This is a genomic window from Streptomyces sp. NPDC002088 (assembly GCF_040296605.1).
Taxonomy (GTDB): domain Bacteria; phylum Actinomycetota; class Actinomycetes; order Streptomycetales; family Streptomycetaceae; genus Streptomyces.
Genome location: NZ_JBEOXO010000021.1, coordinates 54,171 through 69,411, shown reverse-complemented (window position 1 = coordinate 69,411; position 15,241 = coordinate 54,171). Strand labels below are relative to the sequence as shown.

15 protein-coding genes are annotated in these 15,241 nt (G+C 71.9%); 8 read left to right on the top strand and 7 right to left on the bottom strand.

Translation table 11 applies throughout. The features are described 5' to 3' along the window. The first annotated feature begins 6 nt into the window (after positions 1-6). Positions 7-621: a hypothetical protein gene (locus ABT114_RS35065; RefSeq protein ID WP_351146978.1), complete on the top strand. Its 615-nt coding sequence runs from the start codon at positions 7-9 to the stop codon at positions 619-621. A 29-nt stretch (positions 622-650) separates the two neighbouring features. Here the strand turns inward: ABT114_RS35065 and ABT114_RS35060 are convergent, their stop codons facing one another. After that, positions 651-1,826: an adenylate/guanylate cyclase domain-containing protein gene (locus ABT114_RS35060; protein WP_351146977.1), complete on the bottom strand. Its 1,176-nt coding sequence runs from the start codon at positions 1,824-1,826 to the stop codon at positions 651-653. A 517-nt stretch (positions 1,827-2,343) separates the two neighbouring features. Beyond that, a complete protein-coding gene (locus ABT114_RS35055) occupies positions 2,344-3,210 on the bottom strand; it encodes a biotin--[acetyl-CoA-carboxylase] ligase (protein WP_351146976.1) in 867 nt (288 codons plus the stop codon). Positions 3,211-3,320: 110 nt separating this feature from the next. Here ABT114_RS35055 and ABT114_RS35050 point away from each other — a divergent pair, with 110 nt between their 5' ends. The 4 genes from ABT114_RS35050 to ABT114_RS35035 all read left to right on the top strand — a co-directional run bounded on the left by ABT114_RS35050 (position 3,321) and on the right by ABT114_RS35035 (position 6,090). Next, positions 3,321-4,913: an acyl-CoA carboxylase subunit beta gene (locus ABT114_RS35050; protein ID WP_351146975.1), complete on the top strand. Its 1,593-nt coding sequence runs from the start codon at positions 3,321-3,323 to the stop codon at positions 4,911-4,913. Positions 4,914-4,927: 14 nt separating this feature from the next. Beyond that, a complete protein-coding gene (locus tag ABT114_RS35045) occupies positions 4,928-5,137 on the top strand; it encodes an acyl-CoA carboxylase epsilon subunit (protein WP_351146974.1) in 210 nt (69 codons plus the stop codon). Between the two features lie 146 nt (positions 5,138-5,283). Next, positions 5,284-5,412: a morphogenic membrane protein MmpB gene (mmpB, locus tag ABT114_RS35040; RefSeq protein ID WP_351146973.1), complete on the top strand. Its 129-nt coding sequence runs from the start codon at positions 5,284-5,286 to the stop codon at positions 5,410-5,412. A 57-nt stretch (positions 5,413-5,469) separates the two neighbouring features. After that, positions 5,470-6,090, top strand: coding sequence for a Maf family protein (locus ABT114_RS35035; RefSeq protein WP_351146972.1), 621 nt, complete (start codon positions 5,470-5,472; stop codon positions 6,088-6,090). On the opposite strand, the gene ABT114_RS35030 is transcribed toward ABT114_RS35035, so the two are convergent. Further along, positions 6,091-6,555 (bottom strand): hypothetical protein, encoded by a 465-nt coding sequence (locus ABT114_RS35030; protein WP_351146971.1) that lies wholly within the window; start codon positions 6,553-6,555, stop codon positions 6,091-6,093. 384 nt (positions 6,556-6,939) lie between these two features. On the opposite strand from ABT114_RS35030, the gene ABT114_RS35025 reads away from it, so the two are divergent. Next, positions 6,940-8,712, top strand: coding sequence for an acetyl/propionyl/methylcrotonyl-CoA carboxylase subunit alpha (locus tag ABT114_RS35025; protein WP_351146970.1), 1,773 nt, complete (start codon positions 6,940-6,942; stop codon positions 8,710-8,712). A gap of 84 nt (positions 8,713-8,796) precedes the next feature. Here ABT114_RS35025 and ABT114_RS35020 read toward each other — a convergent pair whose 3' ends face one another. The 4 genes from ABT114_RS35020 to ABT114_RS35005 form a co-directional block, all read right to left on the bottom strand. Next, on the bottom strand, positions 8,797-9,501 hold the full coding sequence (locus ABT114_RS35020; protein ID WP_351146969.1) for a hypothetical protein: 705 nt from the start codon (positions 9,499-9,501) through the stop codon (positions 8,797-8,799). 114 nt (positions 9,502-9,615) lie between these two features. Continuing rightward, a complete protein-coding gene (locus ABT114_RS35015; protein WP_351146968.1) occupies positions 9,616-10,605 on the bottom strand; it encodes a response regulator transcription factor in 990 nt (329 codons plus the stop codon). A 451-nt stretch (positions 10,606-11,056) separates the two neighbouring features. Beyond that, positions 11,057-12,016, bottom strand: coding sequence for a DeoR/GlpR family DNA-binding transcription regulator (locus ABT114_RS35010; RefSeq protein WP_351146967.1), 960 nt, complete (start codon positions 12,014-12,016; stop codon positions 11,057-11,059). A gap of 166 nt (positions 12,017-12,182) precedes the next feature. Next, a complete protein-coding gene (locus ABT114_RS35005; RefSeq protein WP_351146966.1) occupies positions 12,183-13,631 on the bottom strand; it encodes an NAD(P)H-quinone dehydrogenase in 1,449 nt (482 codons plus the stop codon). Positions 13,632-13,739: 108 nt separating this feature from the next. Between ABT114_RS35005 and ABT114_RS35000 the strand changes: the two genes are divergently transcribed. Together ABT114_RS35000 and ABT114_RS34995 are read left to right on the top strand one after the other, a co-directional pair. Further along, positions 13,740-14,177, top strand: a complete 438-nt coding sequence (locus ABT114_RS35000) for a gamma-glutamylcyclotransferase family protein (protein WP_351146965.1) — start codon at positions 13,740-13,742, stop codon at positions 14,175-14,177. Positions 14,178-14,328: 151 nt separating this feature from the next. Continuing rightward, positions 14,329-15,153: a purine-nucleoside phosphorylase gene (locus tag ABT114_RS34995; protein WP_351146964.1), complete on the top strand. Its 825-nt coding sequence runs from the start codon at positions 14,329-14,331 to the stop codon at positions 15,151-15,153. Positions 15,154-15,241: the final 88 nt, after the last annotated feature.

Sequence of the window (15,241 nt, the reverse complement as noted above, 5' to 3'; positions counted from 1 at the left end):
ATCACCATGACGGACACAGCGGTCGAGAAGATCACGGACAGGGAAGCCCCGGGCGCGGAAGCCGCGGAGCCGTACACCCCGGCCCCCCGCGGACGCGGCCGTCACCGCAGGCCCCGCCCCCGCAAGGTACTGCTCGCGGCCGGCGGGCTCGCGCTGGCCGCCGGTGTGCTGAGCCTCGTACGGATGGCGCCCGATTCCGGTGTCGGCGGAGTCGGCACGGCGGAGGCGGACCCCGGCCCGGACGCCGGCGGGGACCGGTCGACCGGCGCGGCCGCCACCGTCGCGGCCGTTCCCGGGGTGAGTCCTTCGTCGACCTCCGTCCTGGGCGCGGTGAGCACGACCCCGCCCCCCGGTGTCAGCTTCACCCCCGCCTCGTCGGCGTCGGCGACCGCCGTGCCCTCGGCCGCGGCTCCCGCCGCCGGCACCCCGACCGCACCGACGCCCACGACCGCACCCCGTTCTCCCGCCACGAGCGCCGCCCCGCAGCCGACGCTTCCGGCCCCCGCGCCGTCATCGACCACGGCCTCCCCGGCCCCGCAGCCGGAGCAGCCGGGCGGTCCGGGCCTGTGTGTCCCGATCATCGGCCTGTGTGTGGACCCGCTGACCACGGCCGCCCACTGACCCGGGCCCGGGCCGCCACCGCTGGTCGTCTACTGCCGGCCGTCGTCCCGGCGCGTGAGCAGCCACGGCTCGACCACGCCGAGTCCGCGCACCGGCCGCTGCCACATCGGCCGCAGCGCGCAGTGGTACGTGGGCGGCTCCTCGCCCTCCTTCTCGGCGGCGGCCGCGGCCTCCGCCGCCTCCGCCTCGGAGACCGGCGCCTCACCGGTGCGGATCAGCTCCTGGGCGAAGGCGCCGTCGACGAGGACGGCGTCGCGCGGAGCTATCGACGTCAGCCGCGAGGCCAGGTTGACCGTCGTACCGAAGACGTCGCCCATCCGGGTCGTCACCGTGCCGAAGGCCATGCCGACACGCAGCTCGGGCATCGTCTCGTCGTTGGCCATGGTCTCGATGAGCCGCAGCGCGATCTCGGCGGCGACACCCGCGTCGTCGGCGGCGAACAGCACCTCGTCGCCGAGCGTCTTGATGAGCCGGCCACCACGTGCGGCCACCAGGTCGGCGGCGGTCGTCTCGAAGGCCTCGACGAGTTCGCCGAGCTCCTCCTCCTCCATACGGCGGGTCAGCCGCGTGAACCCGACGAGATCGGCGAAGCCGACGGCGAGCCGCCGGTCGACCATCTCCTCGTCGTCGGTGGCCTGCACGACCCGCCCGGCCGACGCGGCGAGCTGCCGCCGCCAGACGTAGACGAGGAACTCCTCCAGCTCGGGCAGCAGCAGCTCGACGATGGGGTACGTCACCTCGGTGCGGGTCATCCCCGGCTCGGGCGGCTCGGTCAGGCCCTCCAGGAAGGAGTCGATCTGCCACTCCGCCAACCGGGCGGTGGTCTGCCCGGTGGAGCGCGCCACCTGCACCGCCATCGCCTCGCTCAACAGCCCCGCCTCGACGAGACCGGACAGCCGCCGCAGCGCGAGTACGTCCGCCTCGGTGAGCGCCTTGGCCTGGCCGATGTCGGCGAACCCCATGGCCCGCCAGAAGCGCGTGGCCAGCTCCACGGAGACGCCGGCGCTGCGGGCCGCCTGAAAGGGGGTGTAGCGCCGCTCGGCGCCGAGGATGAGCTGCTCCAGGCGCAGGGCGAGCGGGTCCTCGCCGGATTCGGCGTCGGCGTCCGCGGCGTGGGTGTCCCCCCGCTCGTGCGAAGTCGAGAGTGGGGGAGGGTCCACCCGGCCGTGCGCGCCCGTGCCGGAGCCCGTGTCGTCGACGGTCACGCCTGCTGCCCTTCCGATCTGTCACGGTCAGGTATCGACCGGCCTTTACTCTACGGCAGGTGTGCGCCAGCTCACTCCGTCAGTCACCGACAGCCCTACGAGCTGGGCCTCCCGGCCGAGCGAGTCGGGCGGCGGACGGGCGAAGACCGGAGCCCGGCGCGAAGCCCCCGGCGGCTGAGCGCTCCGCTGGAAGCGCGATGACGAACCCGCGGGCCGGTGGAGGCTGGTCGCGCCCACGCGGCGGAGCCGCATATCGACACAGCCCCGCGCCCCTTACGGGGCGCGATACCGCACCCGTCTTCGTCAAGGCTGCTTAGGCCGACCGGAGGAGTCCGGGGCGAAGCCCCCGGCCCCCAGACCCGACCGGAGAAGCCCGGAGCAGAGCCCCCAGCCTCCTGAGCCCACCGAAGAAGCCCCGGGCGAAGCCCCCCGCGCCCCGAGCCCACCGAAGAAGCCCAGGCGAAGCCCCCCGCGCCCCGAGCCCACCGAAGAAGCCCGGGGCGGAGCCCCACGCGCCCTAAGCCGGCCGGAGGTGGACGATGTCGCCCGCGCCCACCGGCTCCTGTACCCCTTCGCCCGTGGCCAGCACCAGCCGTCCGTCCCCGTCGACCGCCACCGCCTCGCCGACAATCGAGCGGTCGCCCGGCAGCTCGGCCCGTACGGTCCGGCCGAGCGTCGCGCAGCCCGCCGCGTACGCCTCCTGGAGGCCGCTGGCCGCCGGATCGCCCCCGGCGGCCCGCCAGCGCCCGTACCAGTCCTCCAGGGACCGCAGCACGGCCCGCAGCAGCGGATCCCGGTCGGTGGTCACTGCCCCGGCCAGGGCCAGCGAACCCGCCTGCGGCACGGGCAGCTCCTCCGCTCGGAGGGTGACGTTGATGCCGACCCCGACGACGACCCCGTCGTCCCCGGCGCGTTCCGCGAGGATCCCGCCCGCCTTGCGCTCCTCGCCCCCGATCGTGACCAGCAGGTCGTTGGGCCACTTCAGGGCCGTGTCCACGCCGGCCGCGCGGGCCAGCCCCGTAGCCACGGCCACTCCGGTGAGCAGCGGCAGCCAGCCCCAGCGGGCCACCGGCACGTCGCTGGGCCGCAGCAGCACGGAGAAGAACAGGCCGGAACGGGCCGGCGCCGTCCACTGGCGGTCCAGGCGGCCGCGCCCGGCGCTCTGCTCCTCCGCGACAAGGACCGCACCCTCGGCCGCCTTGTCCCCGACGGCCCGGGCCACCAGATCGGAGTTCGTGGAACCGGTCTGCTGCACCACCTCCACCTCTGTCCACAGGCCTCCCTCGCGCACCAGCGCGCGGCGCAACGCGGCCGCATTGAGGGGCGGACGGTCCAGATCGGACCAGCGGCTGTCATTTCCGTCTGAGGCATCTCGCGGCGTCATGCAAGCCACCCTAGGTGTGGTAAACGCCGCACTGCCGATTGGTAGGCACGCCACTACGCTACGGATGAGTAACCGTCCCCCCTTTTGAGCAGGCAGGGAGCCGCATCCCGATGTCCGAGCCGGAAGAGATCGACATCCACACCACCGCGGGCAAGCTGGCGGATCTCCAGCGCCGTATCCAGGAAGCGACGCACGCCGGTTCGGAACGTGCCGTCGAAAAGCAGCACGCCAAGGGCAAACTGACGGCCCGTGAGCGGATCGAGCTGCTGCTCGACGAGGGCTCCTTCGTCGAGTTCGACGAGTTCACGCGCCACCGCTCGACGGACTTCGGCCTGGAGAAGAAACGCCCGTACGGCGATGGCGTCGTCACCGGCTACGGCACCGTCGACGGGCGCCCCGTGGCCGTCTTCTCCCAGGACTTCACCGTCTTCGGCGGCGCCCTGGGCGAGGTCTACGGGCAGAAGATCGTCAAGGTCATGGACTTCGCCCTGAAGACCGGCTGTCCGGTCATCGGCATCAACGACTCCGGTGGCGCCCGGATCCAGGAGGGCGTCGCCTCGCTGGGCGCGTACGGCGAGATCTTCCGCCGCAACACGCACGCGTCGGGCGTGATCCCGCAGATCAGCCTGGTCGTGGGCCCGTGTGCCGGCGGCGCCGTCTACTCGCCCGCCATCACCGACTTCACGGTCATGGTCGACCAGACCTCGCACATGTTCATCACCGGCCCGGACGTCATCAAGACCGTCACCGGCGAGGACGTCGGCTTCGAGGAGCTGGGCGGTGCCCGCACCCACAACTCCGTGTCGGGCGTGGCGCACCACATGGCCGGGGACGAGAAGGACGCCGTCGAGTACATCAAGCAGCTGCTGTCGTACCTGCCGTCCAACAACCTCTCCGAGCCCCCGGTCTTCCCGGAGGAGGCGGACCTGTCCGTCACCGCGGAGGACCTCGAACTGGACACGCTCGTCCCGGACAGCGCGAACCAGCCGTACGACATGCACACGGTGCTCGAACACGTTCTGGACGACGGCGAGTTCTTCGAGACGCAGCCGCTGTTCGCGCCGAACATCGTCACCGGCTACGGCCGGGTCGAGGGCCACCCGGTGGGCATCGTCGCCAACCAGCCGATGCAGTTCGCCGGCTGCCTGGACATCAAGGCGTCCGAGAAGGCCGCCCGCTTCGTGCGGACCTGCGACGCCTTCAACATCCCGGTCCTCACCTTCGTGGACGTGCCCGGCTTCCTGCCCGGCGTCGACCAGGAGCACGACGGCATCATCCGCCGCGGCGCCAAGCTGATCTACGCCTACGCCGAGGCCACCGTCCCGCTCATCACGGTGATCACCCGCAAGGCCTTCGGCGGCGCCTACGACGTCATGGGCTCCAAGCACCTGGGCGCCGACATCAACCTCGCCTGGCCGACCGCCCAGATCGCCGTCATGGGCGCGCAGGGCGCGGTCAACATCCTGCACCGCCGCACGATCGCCGACGCGGAGGCCACCGGTGACCTGGAGGCGACCCGGGCCCGGCTGATCCAGGAGTACGAGGACACCCTCCTCAACCCCTACATCGCGGCCGAGCGCGGCTACATCGACTCGGTGATCATGCCGTCGGACACCCGCCGGCACATCGTGCGCGGCCTGCGTCAACTGCGCACCAAGCGGGAATCCCTGCCTCCGAAGAAGCACGGCAACATCCCCCTCTAGACCCTGGAGCGGTTGTGACGATCAAGGTCGTACGGGGCAATCCGACCCCGGAGGAGCTGGCCGCCGCACTGGCGGTGGTCCGGGCGCGCGCCGCGGCGGCGGCAGCCACGCCGCCCGGCGCGCCCGGCCCGCGGGACTCCTGGTCCGACCCGGCCCGCATCGCCGGCCACCCGGTCCCCCGGCCGGGCCCGTCGGCGTGGGCCCGCACGTACTGGCCCGGCTAGCCCACGGAGCAGCCACAACGGCGGCGGCCACCACCGGACCCCCGGTGGTGGCCGCCGCCGTACGGGCAGCCGTACGGACAGGTCGCGGGCAAGTTTGAGTACGCGTACTCAGGCGCTCCGTGCCGAATCGCCGCAGGCTGGGACACATGCTGTGGTCCGACCCCGAGAACGAGCCGCCGGAGGAACTGCGCGAGACGCAGGTCATGTTGCGGCGGCTCGGCGTGCTCATGGCGCTGGCCATGGTGCTCGCGATGATCGTGATCGGGCTGAGTTGAACCGGACCGAGGTGAACAGGTCGGCCGTGCGGGCGGCCCCGCCGATACGCTGGTCGCATGACTGATCAGCCGCGCCGCCGACTCGTCCTCGCCTCCCAGTCCCCCGCCCGGCTCGGACTGCTGCGGCAGGCCGGACTCGACCCCGAGGTACTCGTGAGCGGCGTCGACGAGGACGCCGTCACCGCGCCCACCCCCGCCGAGCTGGCGCTCGCCCTCGCCGAGGCGAAAGCCTCCGTCGTGGCGGCCAGGCCGGACGTCCAGGGCGCGCTGGTGATCGGCTGCGACTCAGTGCTCGAACTGGACGGCCAGGCGCTCGGCAAGCCCGCCGACGCCGAGGAGGCCACCGCCCGCTGGAAGGCGATGCGCGGCCGGGCCGGAACCCTTCAGACGGGCCACTGCGTCTGGGACACGACGGCCAAGCGGTACGTGGCCGGCGTCGCGTCCACCGTCGTCCGCTTCGGCGACCCCACCGACGACGAGATCGCCGCGTACGTCGCCTCGGGCGAGCCCCTCCACGTCGCCGGGGCGTTCACCCTCGACGGCCGCTCGGCGCCGTTCATCGAGGGCATCGACGGCGACCACGGCAACGTGATCGGCATCAGCCTGCCCCTCGTGCGGCGGCTGCTGGCCGAACTGGGCATCGGCATCACGGAGTTGTGGACGTCCCGGGAAGGCTGATCAGGTCGCGCTGGGCGCGGGCGGCGGGGTGAGCGGGGAGCCGTCCTGGGGTTCCTCGGGCTTCCCGGGCTCCTCGGCCGCGGGTCCCTCCTGACGGTCGTACGTCATCAGCAGCAGCACGATCAGCGCGAGCACGACCAGCATGAACACGAAGGGGGTCACGCCGAGCAGCCCCCACGCGAACGCGCCCAGCAGGCCGTGCACCACGGCCGCGCTGATCAGCAGGACCCGCCCGAAGCCGGCGGGCGCCCGGTTCCGCAGGGCGACGAGCAGCGCGACCAGGCCACACAGTGCGAAATACAGCCCGAAGACGATCCCGCCGATCTTCGAGGACATCGACATCACGTCGGGGTCCAGGCCCGCCAGGGACATGTTCTGCCGGTCCACGACGACCCCCATGAACCAGTTGACCGCCGCGATGCCCAGGGCCTCCACGAACAGCACGACCGCCAACACCCACGCCACCGGTCTTCGCACCACCGGCCCACCCACTTTCGACCGCCGTCCGAGCAGGACTGCTGTTACCCCTAGTACGTTCGGGAGCGAACGCTACTAACGGGTAAACCCCGGGACAAGGGTTCGGGCGAGGGCAAAGAATCATTGGGCCATTCGTAGGGACTCCACAAAGAAACGGAGTGGGCCGCAGCACGCTCTCACAGAGACCTTGACCACACCGGAGGGCTAGGGTTTCCGGGAGGAGTCCTGCGTACCGAGGTGCGACAAGGGATTTCATGGGTCGAGCGAGCCTCGCATCACGCTCCGTGTGGGCAAGCTCACCATTGGGGATGGGTCGAAGTGCCGTGTCGGCAGTCCCTAAACTCGGCTTGTTTCAAGGAGGGAGCCTCAATCGTGCGCAAGGTGCTCATCGCCAACCGTGGCGAAATCGCTGTCCGCGTTGCCCGGGCCTGCCGGGATGCCGGTATCGCGAGCGTGGCCGTGTACGCCGACCCGGACCGGGACGCTCTGCATGTCCGCGCCGCGGATGAGGCGTTCGCCCTGGGCGGTGACACGCCGGCGACCAGCTACCTCGACATCGACAAGGTGTTGAACGCGGCGCGCGAGTCGGGCGCGGACGCCATCCACCCCGGGTACGGCTTCCTCTCGGAGAACGCCGAGTTCGCCCAGGCCGTCCTCGACGCCGACCTGATCTGGATCGGTCCGCCGCCGCAGGCCATCCGTGACCTCGGTGACAAGGTCGCCGCCCGGCACATCGCCCAGCGCGCCGGTGCGCCGCTGGTGGCCGGCACGCCCGACCCGGTCTCCGGCGCCGACGAGGTCGTCGCCTTCGCCAAGGAGCACGGGCTGCCCATCGCCATCAAGGCCGCCTTCGGCGGTGGCGGGCGTGGCCTGAAGGTCGCCCGGACCCTCGAAGAGGTGCCCGAGCTGTACGAGTCCGCGGTCCGCGAGGCCGTCGCCGCCTTCGGCCGCGGCGAGTGCTTCGTCGAGCGCTACCTCGACAAGCCGCGGCACGTGGAGACGCAGTGCCTCGCCGACAGCCACGGCAACGTGGTCGTCGTGTCGACCCGTGACTGCTCGCTCCAGCGCCGCCACCAGAAGCTGGTCGAGGAGGCGCCCGCGCCGTTCCTGTCCGACGAGCAGGTCGACCAGCTGTACACCGCCTCCAAGGCCATCCTCAAGGAGGCCGGCTACGTCGGCGCGGGCACCGTCGAGTTCCTCGTCGGCCTCGACGGCACGATCTCCTTCCTCGAGGTCAACACCCGCCTCCAGGTCGAGCACCCGGTCACCGAGGAGGTCGCCGGCATCGACCTCGTGCGCGAGATGTTCCGCATCGCCGACGGCGAGGAACTCGGCTACGGCGACCCCGTCCTGCGCGGCCACTCCTTCGAGTTCCGCATCAACGGCGAGGACCCCGGCCGCAACTTCCTCCCGGCCCCCGGCACGGTCACCGTCTTCGACGCGCCTTCCGGCCCGGGCGTCCGCCTGGACGCGGGCGTGGAGTCCGGCAGCGTCATCGGCCCGGCCTGGGACTCCCTGCTGGCGAAGCTGATCGTGACCGGCGCCACCCGCGAGCAGGCGCTCCAGCGTGCGTCCCGCGCTCTGGAGGAGTTCCAGGTCGAGGGCATGGCCACGGCTATCCCGTTCCACCGCGCGGTGGTCAAGGACCCGGCGTTCGCCCCCGAGCTGACCGGCTCCGACGACCCCTTCACGGTCCACACCCGCTGGATCGAGACCGAGTTCGTCAACGAGATCAAGCCCTTCGCGGCCCTCGCCGACGGCGAGGCCGAGGAGGACGGGGACCGCGAGACGATCGTCGTCGAGGTCGGCGGCAAGCGTCTCGAGGTCTCCCTCCCGTCCTCACTCGGCATGACCCTGGCCCGCACCGGGCTCGCGGCGGGCGCCAAGCCCAAGCGCCGCGCGGCCAAGAAGTCCGGCCCCGTCGCCTCCGGCGACACCCTCGCCTCCCCGATGCAGGGCACGATCGTCAAGGTCGCCGTCGAGGAGGGCCAGGAGGTCAAGGAGGGCGACCTGGTCGTCGTACTCGAGGCGATGAAGATGGAGCAGCCGCTCAACGCGCACCGCTCCGGCACCATCAAGGGCCTGACCGCCGACGTCGGCGCGTCCGTCACGTCCGGCGCCGCGATCTGCGAGATCAAGGACTGACGCCCTCGTACGTCGAAACGCCCCGCGGACCGGAGCAGTCGGTCCGCGGGGCGTTTCGTTTCCCCCGTCCCCCGTGCCGGTGGTTCAGGGGGTGCGTGTCCAGCCGGTGCCGTGCCGTACGACGACGAGGCCGGCGGCGCCGAAGCCGGTCGCCAGCAGCAGGAACGACAGGACGGTGACGGGCATCAGGCTGCCCGCGTATCCGGCCACGTTGATCGGCATGGCCAGGATCAGCGACCAGGCGGCCCAGGCGGGGATCACCCGGCCGCGCAGCAGGGCGGTGCCGAGCAGGATCGCGCCGACGACGTGCGCCGCGACGAAGTACAGGGTCGGGACACCCACGACCGGCAGCGCGTACGTGCCGTCCGTGATCTTCACCAGGGCGTCCTGGCTCACGCCCTTGTCCAGGCCGCCGAGGGCCACCACGTCCATCGACGGGGTGAAGGAGATCGCCAGCAGCCCGGTGCCGAACAGCAGCAGGCCCCACAGGCCGAGTTTCGGGGAGTACCGCATCGCGAGCAGGCCGACCACGAGGATGCCGACCACCAGGGCGAGCCCGCCGAGCATCCAGCCCCAGGCGCTGACTTCGGTGAGGGTGCGGTGGGCGGCGATGTCCTTGACGATGTCCTCGTCGGAGTCGCCGGTGCCGTACGGGACGATGCCGGTGGCGATGGCCAGCAGCAGCGGGCCGAGGACCGCGGTGAGCCCCAGGACGATACGGCCGACGCCCGGTGCCGGGCCGGGGTCCGTGGTGGCTGCTGACTGTGCGCGTGGCGGCGTGGTGGTCATGGGAGTCCCCCTTGCGGCCTGCCCCCGTGCGGGGGCGCCTTCCGTCAGTGAAGCGGCGGGGTGTGGCCGATGACCATCCGTCAATTCTGACGGGTCGCGACATGTCGTGTCGGGTCAGTCCGTGAGCAGCCCGAGGTCGCGTCCCCGGCGCAGCAGCGCGGCGGTGTGGCCGACCTCCAGTTTGCGGTGCAGGGAGGCGATGTAGCCCCGCACGGTGGTCGGCGAGAGCCCCATCCGGTGGGCCGTCTCCGTCGCCGTACGGCCGCTGTGGAGGTGGCGGAGGGTGCGGTGCTCCTGCTCGGTGACGCCGAACAGCCGGGCCACGGCGCGGCCGCGGGCGAGGTCGCGCAGGACGAGCAGGGCGGGGCGTCCGGGTGCGGCCGGGGGGATGTGGTGCACCTCGACGTCGCGGGTGGTGAAGGAGGTGCCTCCGGTGAGCCGGGGGTCGTCGTGCACGGCGGACAGGAGGTCGGCGGCGACGGCGTTCAGGGGCTGGGGGCGGCCGGATTCGTCGATCAGGGCGAGGCCGCAGCCCTGACTGCCGGCGAGTTCGAGGGCGGCGGCGGAGAGCGCGAGCAGGCGCTGCCGGGCGGTCAGTTGCCGTTCCAGGCCGGCGAACTGGAGCTGGGCGAAGCTCAGCAGATCGCGTTCCCGTTCGGAGAAGTCGCTGCCGCTGCGGTTGAGGGCGTAGCCGTCGGCGAGGCCTGGCCGGGCGGCGGCGTTGGCGATGATCTGGCGGCGCATGCCGAAGGGGCGGAAGTCGAGGTTGTAGCAGTGGGTGCCGTACCACTGGCGGTCACTGGCGACGTCGCTCACCCGCCAGGCCTGCGGCTCGGTCGTCAGCAGCAGGGCGTCGGTGAGCGGATGGTCCTCGGGGTGCTCGTGGATGGCGTTCGGGTCCGGGTGGAAGGTTTCGTACGGGACCGCGAAGAGGGACGCGGTCGGCGGCTCGAGGGAGAAGGAGTAGCGCTGTCCGGAGTCGGCGGGCACCAGTTCCATCACCGCGGACAGGGCCCGCCCCCACATCTCCTCCGTACTGGTGGCGTCCTCCAGTTCACGGCTCAGCTCCAGCACGCGCCGCGCGTCAGCCCCGCTGATCTCCATCACACTCTCCCGGCGCCGCTCCCGCCCGAAGCCCTGAGACGACGGTACGGCGTCCGAGCGCCCCGGGAAGCCTTCTTGCGCGAGCTCACCGGGAGGGTGAGACACGAGAGAAGCGCAGGTGGGAGCAGTGGGGGCGGCGGCACAGGGGAGGCTGCGGGGGCGGTGACGGCAGGGCAGGCACGGAGATCCGCAGGGCGGGGGCGGGGGCGGGGGCGGGGGACGGCAGGGCGGGGATGAAGGTCCACAGGACAGAGACGGGGGACGGCAGAGCAGACACGGAGGACCGCAGAGCGGAGATGGAGGACGGCAGGGCGGGGATGAAGGTCCACAGAGCGGAGACAGGGGACGGCAGGGCGGGGACGGAGGGCCGCAGGGCGGAGCCGATGGCCGCACACGCGGAGGCGGAGGCCGCAGAGGCGGAGCGCCGCGCCCCCCTCCGGCGCCGCAGGTCTCAGCGGCGTCGCAGGTCCGCCACGCGGGCCCGTTCCGTGGCCGGTGTCTGGTCGCCCAGGACCGCGGCGGTCCTCAGGCCGGGGCCCGCACCCGGGACCTGGCCGCGGCGGGGGGCGGGGAGGGGCACGTCCCGGCGCTGCTGGCGCGCCGGGACCGCATCACCCCCCGGGCTTCCCGACGCCCCGGCCACGGCGATCTGCACCCCCTGGTCTGCGAGGGCCTGGAGCTCGGTGGCGGCACGGTCGTCGTGGCCGGGGGGTTCGTCGGTGATCAGGCGGGTGATCAGGTCGGTGGGGACGGTCTGGAACATGGTGTCCGTACCCAGCTTGGTGTGGTCGGCGAGGACGACGACCTCCGCTGCGGCCTGGACGAGCGCCCGGTCGACGGACGCCGACAGCATGTTGGACGTGGACAGCCCGCGCTCGGCGGTCAGACCACTGCCGGAGAGGAAGGCCCGCGAGACCCGCAGCCCCTGCAGGGACTGCTCGGCACCACTCCCGACCAGGGCGTAGTTGGAACCGCGCAGGGTGCCGCCGGTCATCACGACCTCCACCCGGTTGGCGTGGGCCAACGCCTGGGCGACGAGGAGGGAGTTGGTGACGACGGTCAGCCCGGGGACCCGGGCGAGCCGGCGCGCCAGCTCCTGTGTGGTGGTTCCCGCCCCGACCACGATGGCCTCGCCCTCTTCCACGAAGTTGGCGGCGAGGTCGGCGATGGCCGTTTTCTCGGCGGTCGCGAGATGAGACTTCTGCGGAAAGCCGGACTCCCGCGTGAATCCGCCCGGCAGTACCGCACCGCCGTGCCGGCGGTCGAGGAGTCCTTCTGCCTCCAGTGCGCGCACGTCCCGCCGTACGGTCACTTCGGAGGTCTGGACGACGCGGGCGAGCTCACGGAGCGACACGGCCCCGTTCGCTCGCACCATTTCGAGGATCAATTGGCGACGTTCTGCAGCGAACACGAAACTGACAGTAACCCCAACGACCGTCTGCTTTCAGCAGTTTGCGCCGAATAACAGAAGTTGTTCGCATGGCAGGGCACGGAGTGGTATAGGGCCTAGTCGCGCCGACTATGCCGTACGAATGCTCGACAACTCCCCGTGACCAGCGGGGAGTCGCTTTCGGCCGTCAGCCCTCGTCGCCCGACTTCCGGGTGTGCAGCTGCCGTGCCACCTCGGCGATCGACCCCGAAAGGGAGGGGTACACGGTGAACGCGTTCGCGATCTGTTCGACCGTCAGATTGTTGTCGACGGCGATCGAGATGGGGTGGATCAGTTCCGAGGCGCGCGGCGCCACGACCACACCGCCGACGACGATGCCCGTGCCCGGACGGCAGAAGATCTTGACGAAGCCGTCCCGGATGCCCTGCATCTTGGCCCGCGGGTTGCGCAGCAGCGGAAGCTTCACGACCCGGGCTTCGATCTTGCCGGCGTCGACGTCGGCCTGGCTGTAGCCGACGGTGGCGATCTCGGGGTCGGTGAAGACGTTCGAGGAGACCGTCTTGAGGTTGAGCGGGGCCACCGCGTCGCCGAGGAAGTGGTACATGGCGATACGTCCCTGCATGGCGGCGACGGAGGCGAGGGCGAAGACGCCCGTCACGTCACCGGCCGCGTACACGCCGGGGGCGGTGGTCCTGGAGACCTTGTCGGTCCAGATGTGCCCGGAGTCGCGGAGCTTGACCCCGGCCTCCTCCAGACCCATGCCCTCACTGTTGGGGATGGCGCCGACGGCCATGAGGCAGTGCGAGCCGGTGATGACCCGGCCGTCGGCGAGCGTGACCTCGACGCGGTCGCCGACGCGCTTGGCGGCGGAGGCGCGGGAGCGGGCCATGACGTTCATGCCGCGGCGGCGGAAGACGTCCTCGAGGACGGCGGCGGCGTCCGGGTCCTCGCCGGGCAGCACGCGGTCGCGGGACGACACGAGGGTCACCTTCGAGCCGAGCGCCTGGTAGGCACCGGCGAACTCGGCACCGGTGACACCCGAACCCACCACGATGAGCTCCTCGGGGAGCTCGGTGAGGTCGTAGACCTGGGTCCAGTTGAGGATGCGCTCGCCGTCGGGCTGGGCGTCCGGCAGCTCGCGCGGGTGACCGCCGGTCGCGATGAGGACGGCGTCGGCGACAAGGGTCTCCTCGGTGCCGTCGGCGGCCGCGACGACGACCTTGCGCGAGCCGTCGAGAGCCTGCATGCCCTCCAGCCGGCCGCGCCCGCGCATGACCCGCGCACCGGCACGCGTCACGGAGGCCGTGATGTCGTGCGACTGCGCGAGCGCGAGCCGCTTCACACGCCGGTTGACCTTGCCGAGGTCCACGCCGACCACCCGGGCGGACTGCTCGATGTGGGGGGTGTCGTCGGCGACGATGATCCCCAGCTCTTCGTACGACGAGTCGAAGGTGGTCATCACCTCGGCCGTAGCGATAAGAGTCTTCGACGGCACGCAGTCGGTCAGCACCGACGCTCCGCCCAGACCGTCGCAGTCGACGACGGTCACCTCCGCGCCGAGCTGCGCTGCCACCAGCGCCGCTTCGTAGCCGCCGGGTCCGCCACCGATGATCACGATCCGAGTCACGTACTCCATTCTCCCGCACGGTTCGAGGTGCTACTGCCCGGGGGCCCGGGCGCGGGGTACCGAGGGGTACGGCCGGGACGGGAGTGACGCGCGTGGCGGCTGCCGTACTCTCGACCCATGTCGCTCTACACCGCGTACGCCGGCAACCTCGACGCGCGGCTGATGTCCCGCCGCGCCCCGCACTCGCCGCTGCGCGCGACGGGCTGGCTGAACAACTGGCGACTGACGTTCGGCGGCGAGCAGCTGGGCTGGGAGGGCGCGCTGGCCACGGTCGTCGAGTCCCCCGGCGCGCAGGTCTTCGTCGCGCTGTACGACATCGCCCCCATGGACGAGGAGTCGCTGGACCGCTGGGAGGGCGTGGGCCTCGGCATCTACCGCCGGGTGCGGGTGCGCGTGCACACGCTGGACGGGCAGGAGTCGGCGTGGGCGTACGTACTGAACGGCTACGAGGGCGGACTGCCCTCCGCCCGCTACCTGGGTGAGGTGGCGGACGCGGCGGAGTCGGCGGGGGCGCCGCACGACTATGTGATGGAGCTGCGGAAGCGGCCCTGCTGAGCCCTGCCGAGCCTCGCTCCGGAACCGTTCTCCCGAACCCTCGCCCAAAACGCCCCCACGGGGCTGTTCGTTGGAAACGACAAGACAACGATCGCCATCCGGTGAGCTCCGTCATCTACGCGCGTAGGCCTGAACCGGCTACCCTCATCGCGTGAACGCATCTCTTCTTCCGGACGACATCCAGGGCGACCCCCACGCCGCCGCCGACGCGGCCGCCTCGCGCCTGCGCGAGCTCACGGGCGCCGAGACCCACGACGTCGCCCTCGTGATGGGCTCCGGCTGGGCACCGGCCGTCGACGCCCTGGGGGCTCCCGACGCCGAGTTCCAGGTCACCGAGCTGCCCGGATTCCCGCCGCCGGCGGTCGAGGGGCACGGCGGCAAGATCCGCTCGTACAAGATCGGCGAGAAGCGCGCACTCGTCTTCCTGGGCCGCACGCACTACTACGAGGGCCGCGGCGTCGCCTCCGTCGCGCACGGCGTCCGCACCGCGGTGGCCGCGGGCTGCAAGACCGTGGTCCTGACCAACGGCTGCGGAGGTCTGCGCGAGGGCATGCGTCCCGGGCAGCCGGTCCTGATCAGCGACCACATCAACCTCACGGCGACGTCGCCGATCGTCGGCGCGAACTTCGTGGACCTCACGGACCTCTACTCCCCGCGCCTGCGCGCCCTGTGCAAGGAGATCGACGCCAGCCTGGAGGAGGGCGTCTACGCGCAGTTCCCCGGCCCGCACTACGAGACTCCGGCCGAGATCCGCATGGCCCGCGTCATCGGCGCGGACCTCGTCGGCATGTCGACGGTCCTGGAGGCGATCGCGGCGCGTGAGGCGGGCGCCGAGGTGCTCGGCATCTCGCTCGTGACCAACCTCGCGGCGGGCATGACGGGCGAGCCTCTCAACCACGAGGAGGTCCTCCAGGCCGGCCGCGACAGCGCCGCCCGGATGGGCTCCCTGCTGGCCCAGGTCCTGGGCCGCCTGTAGGGAACCCGACGTACCCCTCGGCCTCCGCCTCTCACCCAACCGAGTCGAGTCGGGTGGTGGGCGGGCATGGGCCGGGGGTCCGGGGGCA